At 41.6% G+C, this 20,218-nt stretch carries 25 protein-coding genes; 13 read left to right on the top strand and 12 right to left on the bottom strand.

The window, feature by feature from the left end; genetic code table 11:
* Positions 1 to 100: 100 nt before the first annotated feature.
* The 4 genes from Q0241_RS18725 to umuD all read right to left on the bottom strand — a co-directional run bounded on the left by Q0241_RS18725 (position 101) and on the right by umuD (position 3,026).
* Positions 101 to 343 carry a hypothetical protein gene (locus Q0241_RS18725; protein WP_299380580.1) on the bottom strand — a complete coding sequence of 81 codons (243 nt, stop codon included), beginning with the start codon at positions 341 to 343 and terminating at the stop codon, positions 101 to 103.
* A gap of 156 nt (positions 344 to 499) precedes the next feature.
* Positions 500 to 1,024: a hypothetical protein gene (locus Q0241_RS18720; protein ID WP_299380579.1), complete on the bottom strand. Its 525-nt coding sequence runs from the start codon at positions 1,022 to 1,024 to the stop codon at positions 500 to 502.
* Between the two features lie 232 nt (positions 1,025 to 1,256).
* Entirely contained in the window at positions 1,257 to 2,582 is a 1,326-nt protein-coding gene (locus tag Q0241_RS18715; RefSeq protein ID WP_299380578.1) for a Y-family DNA polymerase, read from the bottom strand.
* A gap of 6 nt (positions 2,583 to 2,588) precedes the next feature.
* The gene (gene umuD, locus Q0241_RS18710) at positions 2,589 to 3,026 is read right to left on the bottom strand and encodes a translesion error-prone DNA polymerase V autoproteolytic subunit (RefSeq protein ID WP_366941203.1); all 438 of its coding nucleotides are present in this window, start codon (positions 3,024 to 3,026) and stop codon (positions 2,589 to 2,591) included.
* 276 nt (positions 3,027 to 3,302) lie between these two features.
* Here umuD and Q0241_RS18705 point away from each other — a divergent pair, with 276 nt between their 5' ends.
* The gene (locus Q0241_RS18705; protein WP_299380576.1) at positions 3,303 to 3,641 is read left to right on the top strand and encodes a hypothetical protein; all 339 of its coding nucleotides are present in this window, start codon (positions 3,303 to 3,305) and stop codon (positions 3,639 to 3,641) included.
* 132 nt (positions 3,642 to 3,773) lie between these two features.
* Here the strand turns inward: Q0241_RS18705 and Q0241_RS18700 are convergent, their stop codons facing one another.
* Entirely contained in the window at positions 3,774 to 3,995 is a 222-nt protein-coding gene (locus Q0241_RS18700) for a hypothetical protein (protein ID WP_299380575.1), read from the bottom strand.
* Positions 3,996 to 4,146: 151 nt separating this feature from the next.
* The gene (locus Q0241_RS18695; RefSeq protein WP_299380574.1) at positions 4,147 to 4,476 is read right to left on the bottom strand and encodes a DOPA 4,5-dioxygenase family protein; all 330 of its coding nucleotides are present in this window, start codon (positions 4,474 to 4,476) and stop codon (positions 4,147 to 4,149) included.
* 244 nt (positions 4,477 to 4,720) lie between these two features.
* Here Q0241_RS18695 and Q0241_RS18690 point away from each other — a divergent pair, with 244 nt between their 5' ends.
* The 3 genes from Q0241_RS18690 (at position 4,721) to Q0241_RS18680 (ending at position 7,902) form a co-directional block, all read left to right on the top strand.
* Entirely contained in the window at positions 4,721 to 5,362 is a 642-nt protein-coding gene (locus tag Q0241_RS18690) for a MarC family protein (RefSeq protein ID WP_299380573.1), read from the top strand.
* A 172-nt stretch (positions 5,363 to 5,534) separates the two neighbouring features.
* Complete coding sequence (locus tag Q0241_RS18685) at positions 5,535 to 7,019, top strand: ATP-binding protein (RefSeq protein WP_299380571.1); 1,485 nt, start codon at positions 5,535 to 5,537, stop codon at positions 7,017 to 7,019.
* A gap of 64 nt (positions 7,020 to 7,083) precedes the next feature.
* On the top strand, positions 7,084 to 7,902 hold the full coding sequence (locus Q0241_RS18680; RefSeq protein ID WP_299380570.1) for a phosphodiesterase: 819 nt from the start codon (positions 7,084 to 7,086) through the stop codon (positions 7,900 to 7,902).
* A 2-nt stretch (positions 7,903 to 7,904) separates the two neighbouring features.
* Here Q0241_RS18680 and Q0241_RS18675 read toward each other — a convergent pair whose 3' ends face one another.
* The gene (locus tag Q0241_RS18675) at positions 7,905 to 8,603 is read right to left on the bottom strand and encodes a DUF4126 domain-containing protein (RefSeq protein WP_299380569.1); all 699 of its coding nucleotides are present in this window, start codon (positions 8,601 to 8,603) and stop codon (positions 7,905 to 7,907) included.
* A gap of 393 nt (positions 8,604 to 8,996) precedes the next feature.
* Here Q0241_RS18675 and Q0241_RS18670 point away from each other — a divergent pair, with 393 nt between their 5' ends.
* Complete coding sequence (locus Q0241_RS18670) at positions 8,997 to 9,587, top strand: sigma-70 family RNA polymerase sigma factor (RefSeq protein WP_299380567.1); 591 nt, start codon at positions 8,997 to 8,999, stop codon at positions 9,585 to 9,587.
* 75 nt (positions 9,588 to 9,662) lie between these two features.
* Here Q0241_RS18670 and Q0241_RS18665 read toward each other — a convergent pair whose 3' ends face one another.
* Complete coding sequence (locus Q0241_RS18665; protein WP_299380566.1) at positions 9,663 to 10,343, bottom strand: hypothetical protein; 681 nt, start codon at positions 10,341 to 10,343, stop codon at positions 9,663 to 9,665.
* Between the two features lie 238 nt (positions 10,344 to 10,581).
* Here Q0241_RS18665 and Q0241_RS18660 point away from each other — a divergent pair, with 238 nt between their 5' ends.
* Entirely contained in the window at positions 10,582 to 11,370 is a 789-nt protein-coding gene (locus Q0241_RS18660) for an amino acid ABC transporter permease (protein ID WP_299380565.1), read from the top strand.
* Positions 11,371 to 11,444: 74 nt separating this feature from the next.
* On the opposite strand, the gene Q0241_RS18655 is transcribed toward Q0241_RS18660, so the two are convergent.
* Both Q0241_RS18655 and Q0241_RS18650 read right to left on the bottom strand, forming a co-directional pair.
* Positions 11,445 to 11,783 carry a PilZ domain-containing protein gene (locus Q0241_RS18655; RefSeq protein WP_299380564.1) on the bottom strand — a complete coding sequence of 113 codons (339 nt, stop codon included), beginning with the start codon at positions 11,781 to 11,783 and terminating at the stop codon, positions 11,445 to 11,447.
* Between the two features lie 28 nt (positions 11,784 to 11,811).
* Positions 11,812 to 12,273, bottom strand: a complete 462-nt coding sequence (locus Q0241_RS18650; RefSeq protein WP_299380563.1) for a response regulator — start codon at positions 12,271 to 12,273, stop codon at positions 11,812 to 11,814.
* Positions 12,274 to 12,634: 361 nt separating this feature from the next.
* Between Q0241_RS18650 and Q0241_RS18645 the strand changes: the two genes are divergently transcribed.
* From Q0241_RS18645 to hutI, 3 genes are all read left to right on the top strand, one after another.
* Positions 12,635 to 13,228, top strand: coding sequence for a pentapeptide repeat-containing protein (locus tag Q0241_RS18645; RefSeq protein ID WP_299380562.1), 594 nt, complete (start codon positions 12,635 to 12,637; stop codon positions 13,226 to 13,228).
* Positions 13,229 to 13,271: 43 nt separating this feature from the next.
* On the top strand, positions 13,272 to 13,700 hold the full coding sequence (locus Q0241_RS18640; RefSeq protein ID WP_299380561.1) for a DUF983 domain-containing protein: 429 nt from the start codon (positions 13,272 to 13,274) through the stop codon (positions 13,698 to 13,700).
* Positions 13,701 to 13,951: 251 nt separating this feature from the next.
* Entirely contained in the window at positions 13,952 to 15,169 is a 1,218-nt protein-coding gene (gene hutI / locus Q0241_RS18635) for an imidazolonepropionase (protein ID WP_299380560.1), read from the top strand.
* A 12-nt stretch (positions 15,170 to 15,181) separates the two neighbouring features.
* Here hutI and Q0241_RS18630 read toward each other — a convergent pair whose 3' ends face one another.
* Entirely contained in the window at positions 15,182 to 15,562 is a 381-nt protein-coding gene (locus Q0241_RS18630) for a VOC family protein (protein WP_299380558.1), read from the bottom strand.
* Between the two features lie 16 nt (positions 15,563 to 15,578).
* Positions 15,579 to 16,067, bottom strand: coding sequence for a dCMP deaminase family protein (locus Q0241_RS18625; RefSeq protein WP_299380556.1), 489 nt, complete (start codon positions 16,065 to 16,067; stop codon positions 15,579 to 15,581).
* Between the two features lie 212 nt (positions 16,068 to 16,279).
* Here Q0241_RS18625 and Q0241_RS18620 point away from each other — a divergent pair, with 212 nt between their 5' ends.
* The 4 genes from Q0241_RS18620 to Q0241_RS18605 form a co-directional block, all read left to right on the top strand.
* Positions 16,280 to 17,560, top strand: a complete 1,281-nt coding sequence (locus tag Q0241_RS18620; RefSeq protein WP_299380554.1) for a glycosyltransferase family 87 protein — start codon at positions 16,280 to 16,282, stop codon at positions 17,558 to 17,560.
* 110 nt (positions 17,561 to 17,670) lie between these two features.
* Positions 17,671 to 18,906, top strand: coding sequence for a glycosyltransferase family 87 protein (locus Q0241_RS18615; RefSeq protein WP_299380552.1), 1,236 nt, complete (start codon positions 17,671 to 17,673; stop codon positions 18,904 to 18,906).
* Positions 18,907 to 18,928: 22 nt separating this feature from the next.
* Complete coding sequence (locus tag Q0241_RS18610; protein WP_299380550.1) at positions 18,929 to 19,393, top strand: RecQ family zinc-binding domain-containing protein; 465 nt, start codon at positions 18,929 to 18,931, stop codon at positions 19,391 to 19,393.
* 183 nt (positions 19,394 to 19,576) lie between these two features.
* Positions 19,577 to 20,218: hypothetical protein (locus tag Q0241_RS18605; RefSeq protein WP_299380548.1), on the top strand; the 642-nt coding region annotated here is incomplete at its 3' end.

Here is a 20,218-nt window from a genome sequence, read left to right as displayed (position 1 = left end):
TAGACACTCATAGTCCACGAAATTGAATAGATGAAAACAGTATTTATGAAACGATTTATCCAGAAAGCGAAAAATTAGGCATTTCCAACCAGCCCCTACATTATTGTGGGTCTTCCTCTTTCTTAAGACTCTTCTCGTACTCTTCCCAGTAGTGCGGAACACTTTTTAGCTGTTCTTTTTTATCGGGATCTTTGATGTGTTTATCTAAATAAGTTTTGAGCTCAGTAAAACTTGAAACTTTGGGCACATCAAGGTCGGCAAGAAAGAGATCAATCCAACCTGCGGTGTCCTGTGGTAGAACTGTTTTTTCTTTCAGGAACGACTTGAAATCATCTGTACTCATACCGAACTCTCCTATTTATTTTGTTCAGTGTACCCAAATCCGGTTCCCTATTACATAGCTGGTTTTATATGGTTAAGCGATTAACGCGAGAATGCATACCCCAACTTTAGATCCCGATTTTTAGCTGCTTGATCACCTCTTATAGCAAAACTTCTTTTACATTAACTTAAGCACCAGACTCTGCGCCTGTTTTTGCGTTAGATCTGCCAAAGACTGTGGCATTTCAAACCCCATCGCTTTTGCTTGAGCAGAAAGAGCCGCTGGACCAATCTGTCTTAGATATTCCATAGGATATTCAAGCATATCCTTGACCTTTGCTTCTTCTACCTGCTTTGCCACATCGGAACTACTATCAACCGTGGCAGACTTAGCTGCATCCATCCAGTTGAGACCACCAGTCATGGATTGCACGCTACTTGGCATTAGCTTGACAAGGTTAGCTGCCCTTTGCCGATCGGTCCGTGGATTATCCAGTTGTTGCTGGTAAATCAGCTTTTGCGCTTCGGGCGAGATGGAAATCTGATCCTGATTTTTGGCGGTGTCAGACTGCGTATCAGCTGCATTGACTTTGGCCTTACTTGCCAAAAGCGCCTGTTCACGCGATTGCTGAACATAGGGATTATTCGAAGAATTCGCCGCGGTGCTGCGATCAAACCAGGAAGAGTTCAGAAGATTGATCATGTTTTCTTTTCCATCATTAGTTTAGAAAACATGAAGCAAGATAAGTGCCAGTTTAGCTTTCGCAGAATTAGGTAAATTCACCCCCTAACAAACGATAAAACAAGCAGAAATACCGCATTAAAAATCCACCCCGGCAAACTTTACCCTAAGAGATCAATCCAAACAGGAAGCTTTTGCACCCTTTGTAATTTTACCCCAGAGCGTGTGAACAGGAACAAAGATAAATCTATCTTCATTCCACAACAGGTAAATCGCTCCACCGAGTGGTATAGCGTGGAGAAATCATCTTTTGCCGCATCTTCCACTCATCATTCATACCTGATGCGGCAAAACGAACGGTATCACGCCCATGGGAACGGTTAAGATCATCCAGAACACTCATCAGGGCCTTTGACTTTTTTACATCATTTTTAGCAAAGATATTCTGTTGCACCCCTTGGGCACCAACCAATCCACCGAGAAAAATTCCAACCTTCTGGTACTGCAACCCTTCCCGATACACTTTTTTAAGGCAATGTTCCGCCGCCTTGATCAACAAGGATGTTTCATCTGTTGCCTCGGTAAAGGTAATGCTAAAGGAGTTCTTGTAATAAATTTGATCTTTTCCATGAGGACTGGTGCGCAAGGAAACGCTCAGCTTATTTGCGGCAAGCTGCTGTCCTCGCAATTTTTCTCCTGCCCGGGTAGCATGTGCCGCAACGGCCTGCTGGATGAGAGAAAGATCACTTAGATACCGACCAAATCCACGCGAAACAATAATGCTTTTCTTAAGGGGCACCACTTCATCTACTGCAAGACAAGAAATGCCGTTAAGTTCGTGCACCATGCGTTCGAGCACAACATTAAAACCGGACCGAATGCGTTTTGGATCAGCAGAAGCGAGATCAAGCGCACTATAGATTCCCAGCGCCTGTAGCTTGGGTGTTAATCGGCGAGATATCCCCCAGACATCCTCAATTAATATCTGCTGAAGTTGTGCTTTGTTATCCGGTTCAAATACAAATACACCACCATATTGGTCATCCTTTTTGGCAACCCGGTTCGCAACCTTGGCTAGGGTTTTTGTTGTCGAAATCCCAACGCAGACCGGTAACCCAGTATGCCGTCGTACCATTCTACGAATGCGGTGCCCCAACTCGGTCAGAGTTTCCAGATTTTGGACACCCTCTATTCCAGAGAGGCGAAGAAAGCTCTCATCAATCGAATAGACCTCAATACTGGGCGTAAAGCGCTGATAAATACCGTTGACCCTGTCAGACATATCCCCATAAAGCGCATAGTTTGACGAAAAAACCTTTGTACCTGTCTGGCGTAACTTAGGCTTAATCATATGAAAGAGATCACCAATTTTATAGCCAAGGTTTTTGGCTTCTTCCGAACGCGCAATCACACAGCCATCATTATTGGACAGAACAACAATGGGAACCCCCTCTAGCTCTGGGCGAAAGACCCGTTCACAAGATGCATAGAAGTTATTAACGTCAACCAGTGCAATCCACTGACGATCATCAAAAAGGTTGGCATCAGAGGAGATATTAGCAGAACTATTATTCTTCATAACAGGTCAATCTAGTTTGGTAATCACATTCGTCACCACCCCCCAGATCTGTAGATCTTGTTCTCTTGAAATTTTAATCGGCTGATACTTAGGATTTTCCGCACGTAGTTGAATTTTTCCACCGCGATCATATAGGCGCTTCACCGTCAATTGACCATCAAGTACAGCAATAACAATTTGCCCGTGTCTCGCCTCTAAAGACCGATCTACAACAAGCATCCCCCCCGGCATAATGCCAGCCCCGACCATGGAATCCCCGGAAACCCTCATAAAGAAGGTAGCCTCTGCACAATCGACTAACTCTTCGTTTAAATCCAGCGTCCCTTCCATATAGTCCTCAGCCGGAGAAGGAAAGCCCGCAGGAATCCTGAAAGCATAAAGAGGAAGCGGGAGAAACATTCCCTTTTTCGCCTGCCCTATATACGTAAGAGCTTGATTTTTCATGGGTGTGTTCTCGTATGATACATTAAATATCGCAACAAAGAACAAACAGAGAACAAAATATTCTTTAAGTCAAGAAAAATGGCGTCTCTACCAGAGAAAGCATTAGAAATACTATGCTCCATATTTCCCAGTACAGTCCCATTCCTTGATACAATAGAGGTTACCATACGGACGACCGTTTAACTTTGCCTTTTCAATATTCTCTTTGCACGCTAAAAAGTCCTGAATATCTAAAGACCCAACACAGATATAAACTCTGCTTCCGAGGAAGAACTAATGGCCGCGAAAAAAAATCCGTTGAAGCTAAATAAACTCCAACTACGTACCCTTGTTCTTGCTCAAGTCATTGGCCGTGACGAAAGGCAAGCTATTCATCATCCAAACGGAGAGGTAACATTGTCTCAGCTTCCCCACGCACATGGGGATCATGTGCACGTTGGCGAGTTCGTTGTATCCGCCAAGGATGCCAGCGGCTTCGATAATCCCGCCGTTTGGGTTGCTTTGGCACGCAAAGGGTTGGTGAAAGAAGATGGGCAGGCAATCACTTTGACCGTCGAAGGTATTGCTTATGAAACAGGCCTTGGTGATAAATTTCTGGAAAAATCAGACCACTAAATACCCAGTAAGTACTCAGTAAATACTCGGGCCAAGAAACGTTAAGTTAAGCTATGGTCAGAACGCTCTACCTTTATAGCCTAAGGTCTAAGATTGCCTCCTCGCCTATTACACCTTTAATCGGGAATTGATTTATTCCCGATTGGCTGCGGTCCCACGGACATGACTGCACCCAAGGCAAACATGGAGTGTCAAATCGACAGAGACGTGACCAGATTCAACGTCTTTTATATCTTCAGGCTGGTATTTGTTCATATCATTATCCAGATACCAGCTTCCGGATTTTTCAATATCCTTGCGACTGAGCTCGTAACGGACAACGCGTTCGGAAAAGCATTTGTTACACTTCTTCATACCATCCCCTCTAATAACGTCTTTATCAAACAATAAGCCATCTAAGAGATAAAGCATACCCCCTTAAATATGGATCATATGTTAACACATTTAGAACATTACAAAAAAACTTAACATCATCTATGTCTAAGTTGGTCCCGGAAATGGCTCTTTAATAAAATGCAGACAAATTTAGTTCCAGCATTTCCCCCATCCATATCGCGTGATCCCGATGATCCTTTAAATCGTCACCAGTATTTGGATGGATAAAAACGGTCAATTCACTGCGATTTAGACAAACCCAGGAAATAACATCCCCAAATTTTTCAGCTGGAACAGTAAGCACACAGCTCCACCTAGGATGTGGGCCAACATTTTTTTCATGAACCCGGCCCATGGGTACGGCAAATCTGTCTCGGATCTCTTCACAAATTTGTCGCGCCAAGGCGACCGTTTCCTGATTGAAATAAAAATGCACGTGATAATCACACGGAAAAACCATCTAGATATCTTTCTGTTTTTCTACAATGAGACACCCTACTCATTTTGGTCAAAAAGCGTAAAGCATCTTACAAATCTGATTTCGCACCCCATGGTAACTGGCTTCCTCTCCCACGTTGTAACGCTCAAAAGAAAACACACGCAGGCTTAAGAAAAGTCCATCGCTTAAGAGTTTATTATAAGATATAAAGCTATTGAAGAATTGAAGTCATGACATATTGCCCATAAAGTTTGAGATTTTCTTGATGCTGACGCCTGCCATTTTCGACATTGCACTTACCGCTTTTGTTTCTCTATTTGTCATTATAGATCCCCTTGGCTTGTTACCTATTTTTATTGGCCTGACTCAAGGCGCAAGCGCTGCTCACAAAAGAAAAATGGCCTTCAAAGGGGTCTTGATTGGTGGTGTTATTCTCGTTTTTTTCGCCTTGCTCGGCGATCGCTTCCTTGAGCTTCTTGGCGTTGGCCTTCCCGCATTCCGGATTGCAGGCGGCGTCATGCTATTCCTGATCGCACTGGAAATGGTGTTCGATAAACGCGCGAAAAGACGGGAAATTAACGCGGAAGAAGTCAAAGGATCAGATTTTCATGAAGATATCGCCGTCTTCCCACTCGCGATCCCTTTGATTTCTGGGCCAGGGGCGATCGCGACAATCATGCTGCTGATGAGTGCAAATAAGGAAAATATTGTCGCGCAATCCGCTATTTTAATGGTTTTGGCTGGGGTCCTACTGCTTTGCCTCACACTTTTCTTACTTGCGGACAAGTTAGAACGATTTGTTGGAGATACGATAACCCATATTATATCCAGGGTTCTTGGTATTGTCCTAGCTGCACTCGCCATTCAATACATCCTCGATGGCTTGAAAAGAGGCCTTCTCAGTTAATCTATTCGGCGTATCAAAATTACGATACAAACTCTGTTTAAACTTTAGAAACTTTTCCTGATTATAAAGTGTTACCTGAATGAACCATACTACGAAAAAAACAGCCCTAGAGCTGGGCACTGGTCCATTCTAACAAATGTCGTTTAGTGGGTATTAGTGGGTAGGATTAGGCGTGAAAAATTGTATTTCAGATTGGCAAGCCCTGCTCGATGCATTTCCTCTCCCCGTATTTATCACAGATGAATCCCAAGTATTTATTGCAGGAAATTCAGCCTTTGAAAAATTTACAGCACCAGAGCCCCCAGCTAACGGATGTAAAATAGAGAAATTACTGGAAACAACGCTACCACAAAAAACCATCAAAGATCTGGATAGACAAGTTCTCAAAACGGGTACGCCAAGATCACTTAACCTGACAGTAAAAAGTATCCGTGGACAAGAACATCACATAACAATAAACAAAGCCCTCTTTCAGGTCCCTTCCGAAGGTCAATCTTCGTACATTATGAACTCACTGGAAGACGTTACATCCGAACACAGAGCACAACATGCTCTTGTAGATGCAATCGACTATATTGCCGAAGCTTTTGTTATGTACGACAGCAATGGGCATCTGGAAATATGCAATCAAAACTTCCGAGACATGTACCAATACACCAAGAAGCAAACCAAGCCTGGGGTTCACTTCAAAGAACTTGGAAAGATTGATATCCTCAATGGTAACGTTGCCATTGGCGATGAAAAAGGTGAGGACTATCTAGAACGCAAAGCAGCTTACAGGCGCGAGCTAAAAGGATCATTCACCGTTGAGCTTAAAGATGGCCGATGGATTAGAACAACTGACAGAGCTGTTCCTGGCAAAGGGTTTGTGTCAATCCAAAGCGATATTACAGCCATCAAGAATACTGAGAATACTCTGTTAAAAGCAAAAGAAACTGCTGAACTAGCCAGTCGCGCAAAATCAGAATTTTTGGCAAACATGAGCCACGAACTTAAAACGCCTTTGAATTGTATCATTGGCTTTTCAGAGATTTTAATGTCAGAGATGTTTGGCCAACATTCCAATCCTAAATACAAAGAATATTCTGAAGCAATCAACGGATCGAGTATTCATCTATTAGAACTGATTTCAGAAATTCTTGATCAATCAAAGATCGAGCTTGGAAATGTAGCATTAGACGAAGAAGATGTTCATTTAGAAACCATACTCGACGAATGTAAGATATTGGTAAAAGAACGCAGCTCCCAAGCCAATATTGAAATAACAATTGAATGTCCAGAAAACTTACCCACTTTCTCTCTGGATCGACTCAAAATAAAACAAACTGTCTTAAATCTTTTAACCAATTCAATTAAATTTACTGACCCTAATGGTAAAGTACAAATAACAGCAGGCTTAACAGCTAATGAGGAACTAGAAATTAAAGTTTCTGATGACGGCATTGGCATCGCCCCTGATGAAATACAATGGGTGACACAACCTTTTACTCAAGTAGCTGAAAGCAAGACCAGAAACCACGATGGAACTGGCTTAGGACTATCAATCGCCAAATCTTTTGTCGAACTCCATCAGGGCGAACTCAGCATTGACAGCGCTTTAGGGCAAGGCACAACTGTTTGTTTACGTTTTCCATCAAAAAGAACTAAAACCTTTTGATCACATTTGCTGAACACCAAGTAGCACGAAGATCAAAATTTCACATCATGAATGCGAGCGCGTTATGTTGATTGCTCAAATAACCGATTTCCACATAGGCCGTATTATAGAAACCGACACTGGTCCCATTGACCTTATGGATCGCCTAAAGGAAACAGTAAAACATCTGTCAAAGCTTACTCCACAACCTGACCTTGTCGTTGTAACAGGCGACATCTCAAACCATGGCAACATAGAAGATTACGAACGTGCAAAGAAGCTATTAGATACAATGGGCCTCCCCTATTTTGTAATACCGGGCAACCACGACAGCAGGGAAAGTTTGCGACGGCTTTTTCAGAGTGATAGATACTTACCTAGTCAAGATACATTCCTACACTATACAGTCGAGCAATACCCCTTACGTCTGCTCATGCTGGACTCATTGGAAGTTGGCGCACATCACGGTATGATCTGCGATGAACGCTTACATTGGCTTAATGACAAACTATCTGCAGATCCGAAAAGACCAACGCTTATTTTCATGCACCACCCGCCCGCAGATTTACATCTGCCTTATCAGGATAGTATGCGTTGTTTTAATGGTAAAAAGTTAGCACAAATCATTGCAAACCACGATCAAGTACTTGGCGTAGCCTGTGGCCATACACACCGTGATAGCGTTGCCAACTGGGCCAAAACTGTTTTGTTTGTCACCCCAAGTGCAACCTTTTCGTACGGACTTGAAATGCAACCCGTTAATGATATCACCCCAAGATTTGAACCTGCCTGTATACGCCTATTTTACTGGAGTAACGACACAGGGCTGGTATCTCATCTAAGTTTTGTTGGTACCTATCCAAACGGTTTGACCGAAGGTGTTCCGACACCAGCCACTAACTAATTTCATTCCGTATGGTGACCAAGCTTTTTTGTTTCTCTTGAAAAGCTTTCATCTTCTAGTTTTTCCCTCGTTTCTGATGGTCTATCGAATGGGTCATCCCCATCTTTCTTAGTTTCAGTTTTTCCGAAAATAAACCGAAAGACCTTACGTATTCCCCGAAAGATCTTGGGTACGATCCAGATTGCTAAAATCAGAAACAAGGCCAGAAACGCAGCAAAAACAGTCGGACTTAGTAACGCCGTTGCCAAGCCAACAAAAACCAAAACATCTTCGCCCAACGATGCAGCTATATTGGTAAAAGGTTCTGGTGATGTATTTAAAATGGCGCGTGTACCAGCCTTCATTGAATGACTTATCGTCGCAAGCCCCCCACCGCCGACGAATGCCATCGCCTGTGCTTCAGTACTGACATCCCCCAGCAAACCTGCCGCCATCAAAGCACCAGCAGGAATACGGATAAAGGTATGCAGTCCATCCCAGACGGAGTCTACAGCTGGAATTTTATCAGCAATAAACTCAATTACATAAAAAACAACGGCAATCACGATCACAGCCGGATGCTCAACGACGTTGATCCCATCAGGTAAGTCAAGCTGCCCACTGGCCCCAAGAATACCTAGAACTGCCAAGGTCGCATAAAGATTAATCCCCCCAGCCCAAGCAACACCCATTGCCAAAATTACGATTTCAAAAAGCGACATTAGAGCCCCGATAATGATTAAATTAATATTGTTGGTATTTTTCTAGCCATATTAACGAACTATATTTATTTTAGGCCATATTATATAGAGGAACAGTGAATACATTTACCAAGAGATTTCTAACATAAAATCTTTTATAATCCCTGTTATAATCTAGGAATATCTATTTCTGACCTCAATTTTGCCACACTATAAAAATACAAAAAAGTGTCGATAAATCGATAGGAGAGAAATTAACGGAACCAAAAGTTCCAACTTTAATTACAGAATTCAATGGGGGGAAATGTTCAACTTGTTGGGTAATGTAAAAAACATGCGCCACAGGACGAACAGATATCCCGAGGATTTCTGAACCAGTCCGAGAAATCGGCCACGCTAGGGGAGTTTTCAGCGTTGGATGATGGTGTTACAGATAGCCTAAGCGCTCAGCAACAGGCAGATTTGATGGCTCTGGTAGCCCATTCCAGAGACCGTGAGGCTTTTGTCAAACTTTTCAGACATTTTGCCCCTCGCCTGATGTCATATATGCGTAAACTCGGCACAGATAATAATATTACAGAAGGCTTGGTTCAGGACGTCATGCTCACCCTATGGCGCCAAGCAGAATCATATGACCCAGAAAAAAGCTATGTCTCCAGTTGGGTATTCGCCATTGCACGAAACCGCCGTATAGATCGCTATCGTCGACAGAGACTACTTCCTGTTGATCAAGATTATTTGCAGGGCCAATTACACCTGCAAAATCAAATTGATGAATCCCCAAGCCAGGACAAGGATATTGAGCATCAAGAAGTTGAATCTTTGCTGAAAGAAGCAATAGAGAGTCTTCCGTCTGACCAGTCCAGCTTACTTGAGCTCGCCTTTTATAAAGATATGACACACAAGGAAATTGCCGAACACGAAAACCTGCCCTTAGGAACCGTAAAGTCCAGATTGAGGCTCGCAATTAACAAATTGAGACGCATCTTAGGGTCCAGCATCTAAAAGGTACGAGGGAAATGATGCGAAGAAGGGAAATTGACCCGAAGAAATGAGAGAGTCCTCTCGAGAAGAAGCCTATTACCTTACGTCTTTCGTCAGCAACAAAAGGCAATAGGTTAACGACAGATCCTCAACAGCATAGTATTTTTTACAAACCTGATCCAAACCAGCTATGTCACCAACAGACAGATCACCTTCGTCACACAAAAGGCCACCATTGAGAACAAGCAAATAACCGAGTTCTGTAACCTCGCCGCGATCAAAGATGCGTTCTCCGGCTGGTATCCTGAGTAAAAATAGATAGCTTGAACTAGAATGATTTTCTTTTTCAATAACAGATCCAAGACAAAGAGCTTCGCCCCCTGCCAAAACATCCGTTTCCCATATAATCTTAGCCGGATCAGATGGTAAAAGTGACGTTACTGATTGAGGAAGATCAGGTAGCGTTGCATGTTTGGGTCCTGGGAAGCCCGTAATCTCTGCAGAATCCAAAAGATCCAGAACTCTCTCTTCCATTCCCTCGGGAAGGTCTTCATGTGGAAGCTTTTCTAATAGCGCCCCCCCAAGTGCCCGTAGCTTTGACACCTGATCCCGACATTCCGAACAAAGAGAAAGATGCGCATCAATGAACAGTACCCAGCTATCGCTAGCGCTACCAGCAACATAATCAATCAAACGTTCTTCCGCAGGATGACGTTGCGGTTTTACTACTGCTGTTATGTCATCCCTGGACACAGATCCGGAATTGATGCCTGTCATTGTTCTTATTCTCTATGCTTAAAACAAACCAAGCCATTTATATCTTGCTTTAAGGCTTGAGTTATTATTACGTCACAGTCATCCTTTTGGATCACAATAATGTGTCTGTATTTGAAAGAGACAATAAATATTATGCCACAAAGCTAGATTATGGCAAATTCGCTGCCTTTGATACTTCAACCAGCATCGTATCAGTTCTTTAACCAGTATTAATGCCGCAAAGGCCCTTTCCTCTCAAATGAACGCCTCAAAGCACTTAAACAAACTGATTATTTCTGTCTCTCTGCTATTAGCTCTTTCCGGTTGTGGTAGTGATTACACTTGGGGATGGCATGTCGTTGACCCGACAAAACTGGCTGGCCAAAACAATATTCAGTTCCTAATTGGCGGGCTTCTGGGAACAATAGAGATGTCGATCGTAGCAATTCTACTTTCAATGACAGCAGGGTTACTCATTAGCCTCCCAGGTATTTCCACAAACAAATACCTACGGGCAATAAATCTCTTTTACGTCGCAGTCTTCAGATCAATCCCCGTCCTGGTCATGATTTTGTGGACTTACTACGGTCTTCCTGTCGTCATGGGAATAGATCTCGGGTTATTTGCAGCCGGGGTATTAGCGTTGGCAATTTGCGACAGCCCTTTTCAAGCAGAGATATTCAGGGCTGGCATTCAATCCATTGATGTTGGCCAACACGAAGCAGCTGAAAGTATGGGGCTAACATATTTCCAGAAAATGCGGTTAATCATTCTTCCCCAAGCAATTAGAAAGATTATTCCTCCGCTGGGAAATCAATTTGTTTACATGCTGAAAATGTCTTCACTGGCCTCTGTAATCGGCTATAGCGATCTTACCCGACGAGCGACAGAATTGGTTGTAAATGAATACCGCCCATTGGAAATATATACATTCCTTATTCTGGAATATCTGGCGCTAATACTTGTCGTGACCTACTTCGTGAGAAAGCTGGAAAATTATTTTAAAAGAAATGACCGCATTCAAAACCCGAAGGCAGAGCGCGTTTAAAAAGGGAGTCTATGTAATAGAGCTAAACCCGGATAGCTTATTTCATATCTATGAATAAGCTTGGAATAACACCGTCATTGGCGGCGATATACAGCTTCAGATCCATTGCAGCGGGTTAATAAACGTCCGACCCCGGGGCCAAGCTCCAAACCGATTTCTTGGGATGAGTTCCACTTTACCGTACCAAAAACCTGACCACAGTGATTATGAGATATAATAATCTCACTGCCGATCGGTAACTTTATATCCAACAGAAGACGCGCACCACAAAACGACAAATCAAGAACTTCACAATCATAGTAATTGTCAAAAGCAGTCAAACGCACTTTTGTACCAGGCGAAATCATATGACGCGGAGCATGACGTCTATTCATCAATCGCTGTAGAGAAACAGGTGGAACTTCTTGATACAACCTACAAAACCTTACAATAAAACGCTATTTAAGCGCGACCAAACTTACTTTCTTTTTCAGACCTGTCAACGCACGCAGACATGATATGATGTTTAACTAAATCAACAGTTACCGGTTTGGGCATATACCCTGAAATTTCGCTGGATAACGATGTGTCGGCTTTTTCATAACCACTCATCATCAAAAACGGAAGAGCACGCGTAAGCTCTTCTGTTGAATCTCGTAAGCGTTTAAGCAGATCTAATCCCGTCTCCGGCACCATATAATAGTCGGAAATTACAAGATCAGGTTTTTTCTTTTCTATGCCATCCATCGCTTCACTAACGTTTTCATAAAGTAAAACTTCGCCAACACCCAATGATGAAAGCATCAGCCTCATCATCGACCGTACAGCTTTACTATCATCAACGACAGCCACACTTAATTTCGTCCAATCGTCCGCTGTCCAAGACAAAACCTGACCTCCAATAAGCTGAACAGGGGAACTCAAAATGAAAGAATCCAAATGTTCCCGTCTAGAGTTAAGCTTATGACCCGAGAATATTAAAATTGTCCTACCGAATAGATCACATTCCAGATAAATTGTATAAAACAGAAGAAAAACAACCAAAGCCAAAATTTATTATTTAGTTTATTTTTCAAATGCTTATGAAACTTATACAGAAAAAAATATTCGACAAAAATAAATTTCATCATCAAAAATCATTTCACAAAAACTACATATCAGAGTCAGAATCCAGTTACTTAATTTAAGACTTTTTTATTCTGTCCATAATTTGTTTAGGAAATTGTCGTAAGTTCATTCCGTTTCCGATAAGATCTTAAAAAATAAAATTCGCAGGGAGTGGTAAATGAGCCTAAGAAGATATACTTACCAGATTCAAGCAGACTCTATGTCACGCGTTGAAACTGGTGAAATTGAGGCCAAAGATCTTGGGGATGCCAAGCGTCAGCTAAGAGTCCAATTTATGATGGCTCAGTTGCCGGACGACACTGAGATCATCGATCAATCCGAGCTTGATGAAAATCTGGCAAAAGAAAAATCAGCAAAAGCCAGAGACCTATTACGAGTTCTTGCTGATCACCACGCGTGGATTCAGGATTCGAATCACGGCGCCCGGGCTAATCTGAATAATTTAAATCTTTCCGATATGGTGATGCCAGGTTCAAAATTACAAAATGCTGATATGGCTGGGGCTGATTTTTCAAACGCAGACCTCAGTGGATCTGACCTGACAAATGCTAATCTTGTTCGCGCAAGCCTGCATGGAACAAACCTGAAAGATGCAGATCTTTCCGGCGCGGACCTGAGTGATGCCGATTTACGTGGTGCTATTCTGACGGGCGCAAAGCTTGACGGAGCAGACCTGTGGCGAGCAAATTTGATGGGGTGCGTCATTTCGCCCTCTGCCCTACACAAGGCTCTTTCTTGTAAATCTAAATAAGCTAGCCCGAAAAACGGGTGTTTTATAATTTACAAAGGTTGTAATGAGCGAACAAAATAACGACCTTGGGGAAGTCACTGACCAAGAACCGGAAGACCGATCCGTATTCCAAGCATTAAAGCGGGGATTACGAAGGAAGTGTCCGAATTGCGGTACAGGGAGCATCTTTCGGAAGTATGTGACAGTCAATGAGGAGTGCGCACATTGCCACGAAGAATTGAGTCACATACGGGCCGATGATATCCCCCCTTATTTCACCATCACGATCGTGGGGCATATAGTTGTGCCCGGAGTTTTGTTGACAGAACAACTATATTCGCCCCCCCTTCTAACACATGTAGCGATTTGGCCAGTCCTCACACTGGCGCTTACAATGGCTATTCTACCATTTGTAAAAGGTGGTGTTCTAGGGGTGTTATGGGCGTTACGCATGTTCGAAGATGAAAAGCGCTTTCCCTCTACGGCTGAATAAACCAGCCTTACAAAAGTTATTTATAAATAACTGATCAGTTTAGTAATTCAGATATTACATATTCAATAGCTGCCTGCGAGCTTTTGTTCTTAAGAACATAAGGTAAAGCGACACTCGCCATTGCCCCTTCTGAACAAGAATAACAATTAATCAGTAAATTAAATTATGATATATTTGGCTGTGATTCAGCTTTACCATGACAATAAAAGTTGTATATACATATCGTACAATCAAAAACTTTGGAGCTCGTCATGTGGGATAGTCTTTGGATCAACTGCAATTTGTGTACGATAAATGACGCCGGGTTGGGAATAATCAATAACGGGGCTATCGCAAGTACTGGCGGAAATATCGTCTGGATAGGTGAAGCATCCGAGTTGCCTGACACACCAGAGAAATTAGCCAAGGAAATCAATGATCTCAACGGATCATGGATTACACCCGGCTTGATAGACTGCCACACACATATCGTGCACGGCGGCGAGCGGATCAATGAATTCAACATGCGTCTAGAAGGTGCAAGTTATGAAGAGATTGCCCGTGCAGGCGGCGGTATAAGATCCACCGTCAAAGCAACCAGAGCAGCCAGCGAGCAAGAGCTTTTTGACAAGGCTATGAAACGGGCGCAATCTCTCCAGACAGAAGGGGTCACTGTTCTCGAAATTAAATCCGGTTATGGTCTGAACTGGGAAAACGAAACGAAGCAATTGCGTGTTGCCCGGCAAATTGGTGAAAATTTACCACTCGATGTTGTCACAACTTACCTCGCGGCTCACACCGTTCCAGAAGAATACCAAAATGACGGCGATGGTTATATCGACAGCATAATTGAAAAACTACCCGAGCTTAAAAAATCCGGACTTGCTGACGCAGTTGACGGTTTTTGTGAAGGCATTGCCTTCTCACCAGCCCACATAGAGAAGCTTTTTAAAGCGGCAAAAGGTCTTGGTTTTAGCCTGAAGCTTCATGCTGAGCAGCTCAGCGATCTGAGTGGTGCGGCACTAGCAGCAGAGTACGGCGCAAGATCTGCAGATCATTTAGAATACGTATCGGAGAAATCAGCCAAGGCAATGGCAGATGCAAACTCTGTAGCCGTTATTCTTCCCTGTGCTTTTTACTTTCTCAACGAAACAAAGAAGCCACCGATTGATCTCTTCAGAGAGAATGCTGTTCCTATGGCTGTTGCGACAGACATGAACCCTGGGTCATCCCCCTGCTGCTCGATCTTGCTTGCAATGAATATGGCGTGCACATTTTTTAAAATGACACCAACAGAGACAATGCGTGGCGTTACCTTACATGCAGCCCAAGCACTCGGCTTGGAAAAGACACATGGCAGTCTTGAAGTTGGTAAAGTTGCGGACTTAGCGATATGGGATATCACTCATCCTGCCGAACTTTCTTACCATATGGGCTTTAATCCCTTACAAGAATTGATTAAAGGCGGCAAACAAATCATCCAAAGATAGTACACGACGAAATCACATTGCCTGTAAACGGCTATGAAGATCCCCGACGTGTAGCTCTAGTTTGTGGTGGTCTGGATCCAGAAAGTAAAAAGAAGCGCCTTCACTTTTATTTTCTTTCCAGACCTCAACACCAAATTCTTTGAGTTGTTCACAGAGAGGAACGAAAGTTTCTTTATCAACACTAAAAGCCATGTGTGTATAATCTGGGTGAGGCTTGTCGCGCGTATCTGAATCGGGTGAAAGGCAGATCCAAAAAACGTCCGCCTCGAGATAAGCGCCACCAGACCAAACTTTTCTTAGATCAAACCCAAGAACATCCCGGTAGAACTGGACCGATTTGTCCAAATTCTTAACAGCAAGTGTGATGTGATTTAACCCTGTTACTTTATGCATCACTTATGTGATCTCTTTACGAAACATCAACAGCGGCAAACCGCCAAGTGACAGAAGCCTCTTTAAGCATAACTTCCTGAGTTTTGATTTCCCCCCAGCGTTCAGCAAAATCTGGATCATCTTTGCTTTTAGCATCAACGACAATCTCTTTAATACCGCTCTGGATGATTGCTCTTGAACAATCTGAACAAGGGAAATGAGTCACATAAATAGACGCCCCACTTAATCGAACACCAACACGCGCGGCATGGAATATAGCATTGCGTTCAGCATGTTCGGTCCAATCATATTTCAACGGACGCGCGTGACGTTCATCAGCATTATCATCGACAGCACGGGGAAACCCGTTAAAACCGTATGGTCCAGGTGTATTATCTTCCAGAATAATAACAGCCCCCACCTGAGTTGAACGATCTTTTGACCAAGTCGCAACTTCTCTGGCAAGCTTCAAATAACGTGTATCCCATTTTCCGGACATACGATGTAACCCCTTACAAAAAATCATCCAAGTCACCTGATCGGAAGTATAATCAAGAAAACCAAAATACAGCTTGTTAATCTACACTAAACATATGAAGTCATCATAATTTATTCAAAATTAACCAAATAGATATAATTAAAAACTTGGTGATGATCTCAAAAAATAGGCTGATCTTGTTTTTCCAATACCCGTTATCTCCCGGATTCAAAAAAAGAGCTATTGGATACAGCACAATAATGGCTGTTTTAACAGTTTCCTTTTATTTCATAAGCTTAATGATTGGAAGTGGTCAGGAATCCTATTTTGGCATTCCCTTAGGCGTTGATTTTTTGGCCTTTTATACAGGGGGAAGCTTTTATTTAAACGATAGCCTGAACACCGTTTATGATCATATTTTTGTGCACCAGCAGAACAACCCGATTTCAGAGATATATTTCACAAATCAATTAAATTTTCAAAAAACAATTATAGGCCCAGATTTCAATAAATTAAGCCCCTTTATCAACCCGCCATTTACAGCTTTGCTATATGCACCTTTCGCCTATTTTGATTATGTACCTGCCTATATAATATGGACATTCTTTAATCTGATTTTACTGTTGTTTTCCGTCCTGATCATACGAAGTGAGCTACCAAAATTACAAGAATTATCACTGGTAAAATTGTATATTTGCTGTTTCCTTTTTTTCCCGACCATTGCCTGTTTTTTATATGGTCAGGCCGCGCCAATTATTCTGTTTATTTATTGTCTTTGTTTTAAAGCACTACGTAATGGACGAGACTATCAAGCAGGTTTTTACTTAGGGCTGCTTTTATTCAAACCCCAGTTGGCTGTCGGCATCGCTTTTATTCTTTTCTTCAAGTGGCGATGGAAAGCCATACTCGGTGGCATCAGCTCAGTTACACTCATAGTAGGTTATGCCGTCATATATATGCCAAACGAATTACAAGCTTACTTGACAATTTCCCCCTATCTGCTCGACTTACTGAGGGCCGAATATTATCCGACTTGGGGCATTAACTCGTTTTTTGGATTTTCGGCTCTGTTATTAGACCATGTCAGCATTACAGCAACAAACCTTCTAACACTAATCCTTACAACTGGAATCCTATTTTTACTTTTCCTTTTGTGGAAAAAGATAGCTTGGCTAGAAGACAAGTCTTTTTGGGATATCAGCATGGCTCTTACGTTCTGCTGGGGACTACTCATCAGTCCTCATTTATATTATTATGATTTGATGCTGCTGCTTCTGCCTACGGCGATTATTACCCAATATTTGCCCTGGCTCTACGCGAGAAGCCCTAAAATAATATTATGGATGACATTGGTCTGGGTTGCCTGTTACTTAGGAAGCCAATTAACAGCACTACAACTTAAAGCCAGCAGTTCACTGGGGCTACCCAATATCGGGTTCCAGTTTTCCACACTGGTCGTTTTCTATTTAGGTTACCTGCTTTACAGGTCAGTAAAGTCAGAGACAAACACCAGAACGACTGCACAAAACAATTCAAGCTAGTTCGCACATCAACCAATATACAAACAATGAAAACATGAGGCCCGGTAATGTTTTGCTTCCCCATCCAAGATAGGTTTGTCAAAGCACATGCTCTTTTGCCCGCGCTTGTCATGTTGTCACTTACTGGCGGATATTACCTTTATACGCACATAAATCTGACTGGGTTAGTTACAGGATCAGGCAGTGTACTAGGTGGAGATTTCCTAGCGTTTTATACTGGTGGAGCCTTTTTAAACCAAGACATACTGCAGGAAATATATTCTATAAATTCAGGCCTGTTATTTCCCCAGCAAATAGATTTCCAAACCTCTTTGATAAGCAAGGATTTGGATGGATATGCTCCTTTTTTAAACCCACCATTTATGGCGTTTATTTATAGTCCGTTTGCTAAACTACCTTATGTTTATGGCTTCATTATCTGGCAAGTTTGTAACTTTCTAGTCCTGCTTATTACGGTAAATTTATTACGCCAAGAACTTGTATTCTTACAACGCTTCCCTCTGTATAAGCTTATTGGTTGTTGTTTCTTATTTTACCCAACGCTTGGTTGGTTTATGCACGCCCAAGCAACACCTATAATATTATTAATTTATGTGCTTTCTTATAAATACTTACGCCATGATCATGACTTTAAAGCTGGCTTTTGTCTTGGACTGATAGCTTTCAAACCACAACTCGCCATCGCCCTTGCAATAGTTCTGATTCTAAAGTGGCGTTGGCAAGCCCTGCTCGGTGGTATTTTGTCTGTGTCATTATGCTTGGCATCTGGCTTTATCTTTTTACCAGATGCAATGATCGCCTATATGGAAGTCAGTCCTCAGTTCCTTGACCTTCTAAGGTCTTCTAATTATCCAACGTGGGGTATTCATTCATTCTTTGGTTTTTCTGTTTTATTACTGGACGATATTTCCACATTTGCTTCGAACCTATCCACCTACATAGCTAGTGGTTGTACAATACTTTTGCTATGTTTCCTTTGGCACAAGTCAGCTTGGAAAAAAGATCTCAATAGATGGGATCTTGCTATGGCAATCACTTTTATCTGGGGGGTATTACTCAGCCCTCACCTTTATTATTACGACCTAATGCTACTTTTGTTACCCGCTGCAATCATAATAAACTCAATAGAAACAGGCAGAACTGACAGCACGACAATGTTATTCTGGATAGCAATAACATGGGCTGTTTGTTTTATGAGCGGGTTCATTTCAATCGGACAAATATTAATGCATGACACGTATCAGATTATCGCACCTACTCTTCAGCTTTCAACCCCAATAATTTTCCTGTGGGGGCTATCTATTTTCCGTTATCTGATCAAGAAAAAAGAACAGATTACAATCTAAATTAATTCATGTTTTACAAGAATTGGAAAACAATCAAATTATTACACTTAATTTGGCTAAAACCGATGCGCAGATTACGTTTATTCAACCGCGTGAGGATGATAAAACCATTAATAGAATTGCAAATATTATCGAGCAACAAAACAAACTGAAACAACAGCAAGTTAAAAGCATGCTCGATTATGTTGAAAATGATTCGGTTTGCAAAAGCATGCAGCTCCTCGCCTATTTTGGCGAAAAAGATATTAAACCTTGTGGTATTTGTTCGGTTTGCGTGTCTGCTGAAAAAAAGAACAAACCTCAAGATATTAATACCATAAAAAAACGTATTGTAGAATTGCTTGAAAATGGCGACTTGTCATCCAGAGTAATTAGCACCACTTTAAAGTGCCCAGAAAAAGATATTAAAACCGTTTTAAAGTTGCTTTTAGAACATAATATGATTACAATTACACAAACAAACACCTATAAATTAAGTCATAAATAAAATGAGGTTATTTAGTGTGTTACTTGACTTTTTTAAAAATTTCAGCTACCTTCGTTTACTTATGCTGAACTTGTTTCAGTAACGATTGGATATTGATAATTTATAACAATCCAAATCCAATTGTGCTTCATTATAACCAAGCATTAACCAATGATAAAATTCTTTAGAAAAATTAGACAAAAAATGCTGACTGAAAATAAGTTCAGCAAATATTTTCTTTATGCTATTGGAGAAATAATCTTGGTCGTTATTGGAATTTTAATTGCGCTTCAAGTAAATAATCAAAATCAAGTCAGAAATGAAAAGCAAGCACTCAAAAATTATTTAGATAAAATTGCTAAAAATGTAGAAAGTGATTTAAAAGTTAGTGAACTTATGATTAAAACACGAACTGAACAATCACAATTATGTGCTCATGCAACTGAATTAATCTCTGACAAAAACTGGAATGAGCAAAAAACTATAACCTCTGCTGTATTTGTAATGATTATTGAGCAACCACTGAACTATAATCGTAGTGGATTTGAATCCTTAAAGAATTCTGGATATTTACAGCATCTTGACAATCCAAAAGTGGAAGAACTAATTTATAACTATTATAATGCAGTAGATAAAGTGATATTTGAGGAATCAAGCCTACAAGTTTGGGCAAATGATTTAGATTTAGAATTACACAAAAGTGGCTTCTTTTCAGAATGGATTGAGCTTGAAAAAAGACCAAATCAAAAACTAAATGAAGTCATAGGAAATTATACAGATGAGCTTTGTAATCATAAAGGAAATGATATTGTATTGCCCCTTTTATATAGAGGTTTCTTATTTACT

The organism is uncultured Kiloniella sp. (genome assembly GCF_937128705.1).
In the GTDB taxonomy this organism is placed as follows: Bacteria; Pseudomonadota; Alphaproteobacteria; order Kiloniellales; family Kiloniellaceae; genus Kiloniella.
This window is presented reverse-complemented; position numbering and strand designations above follow the sequence as displayed.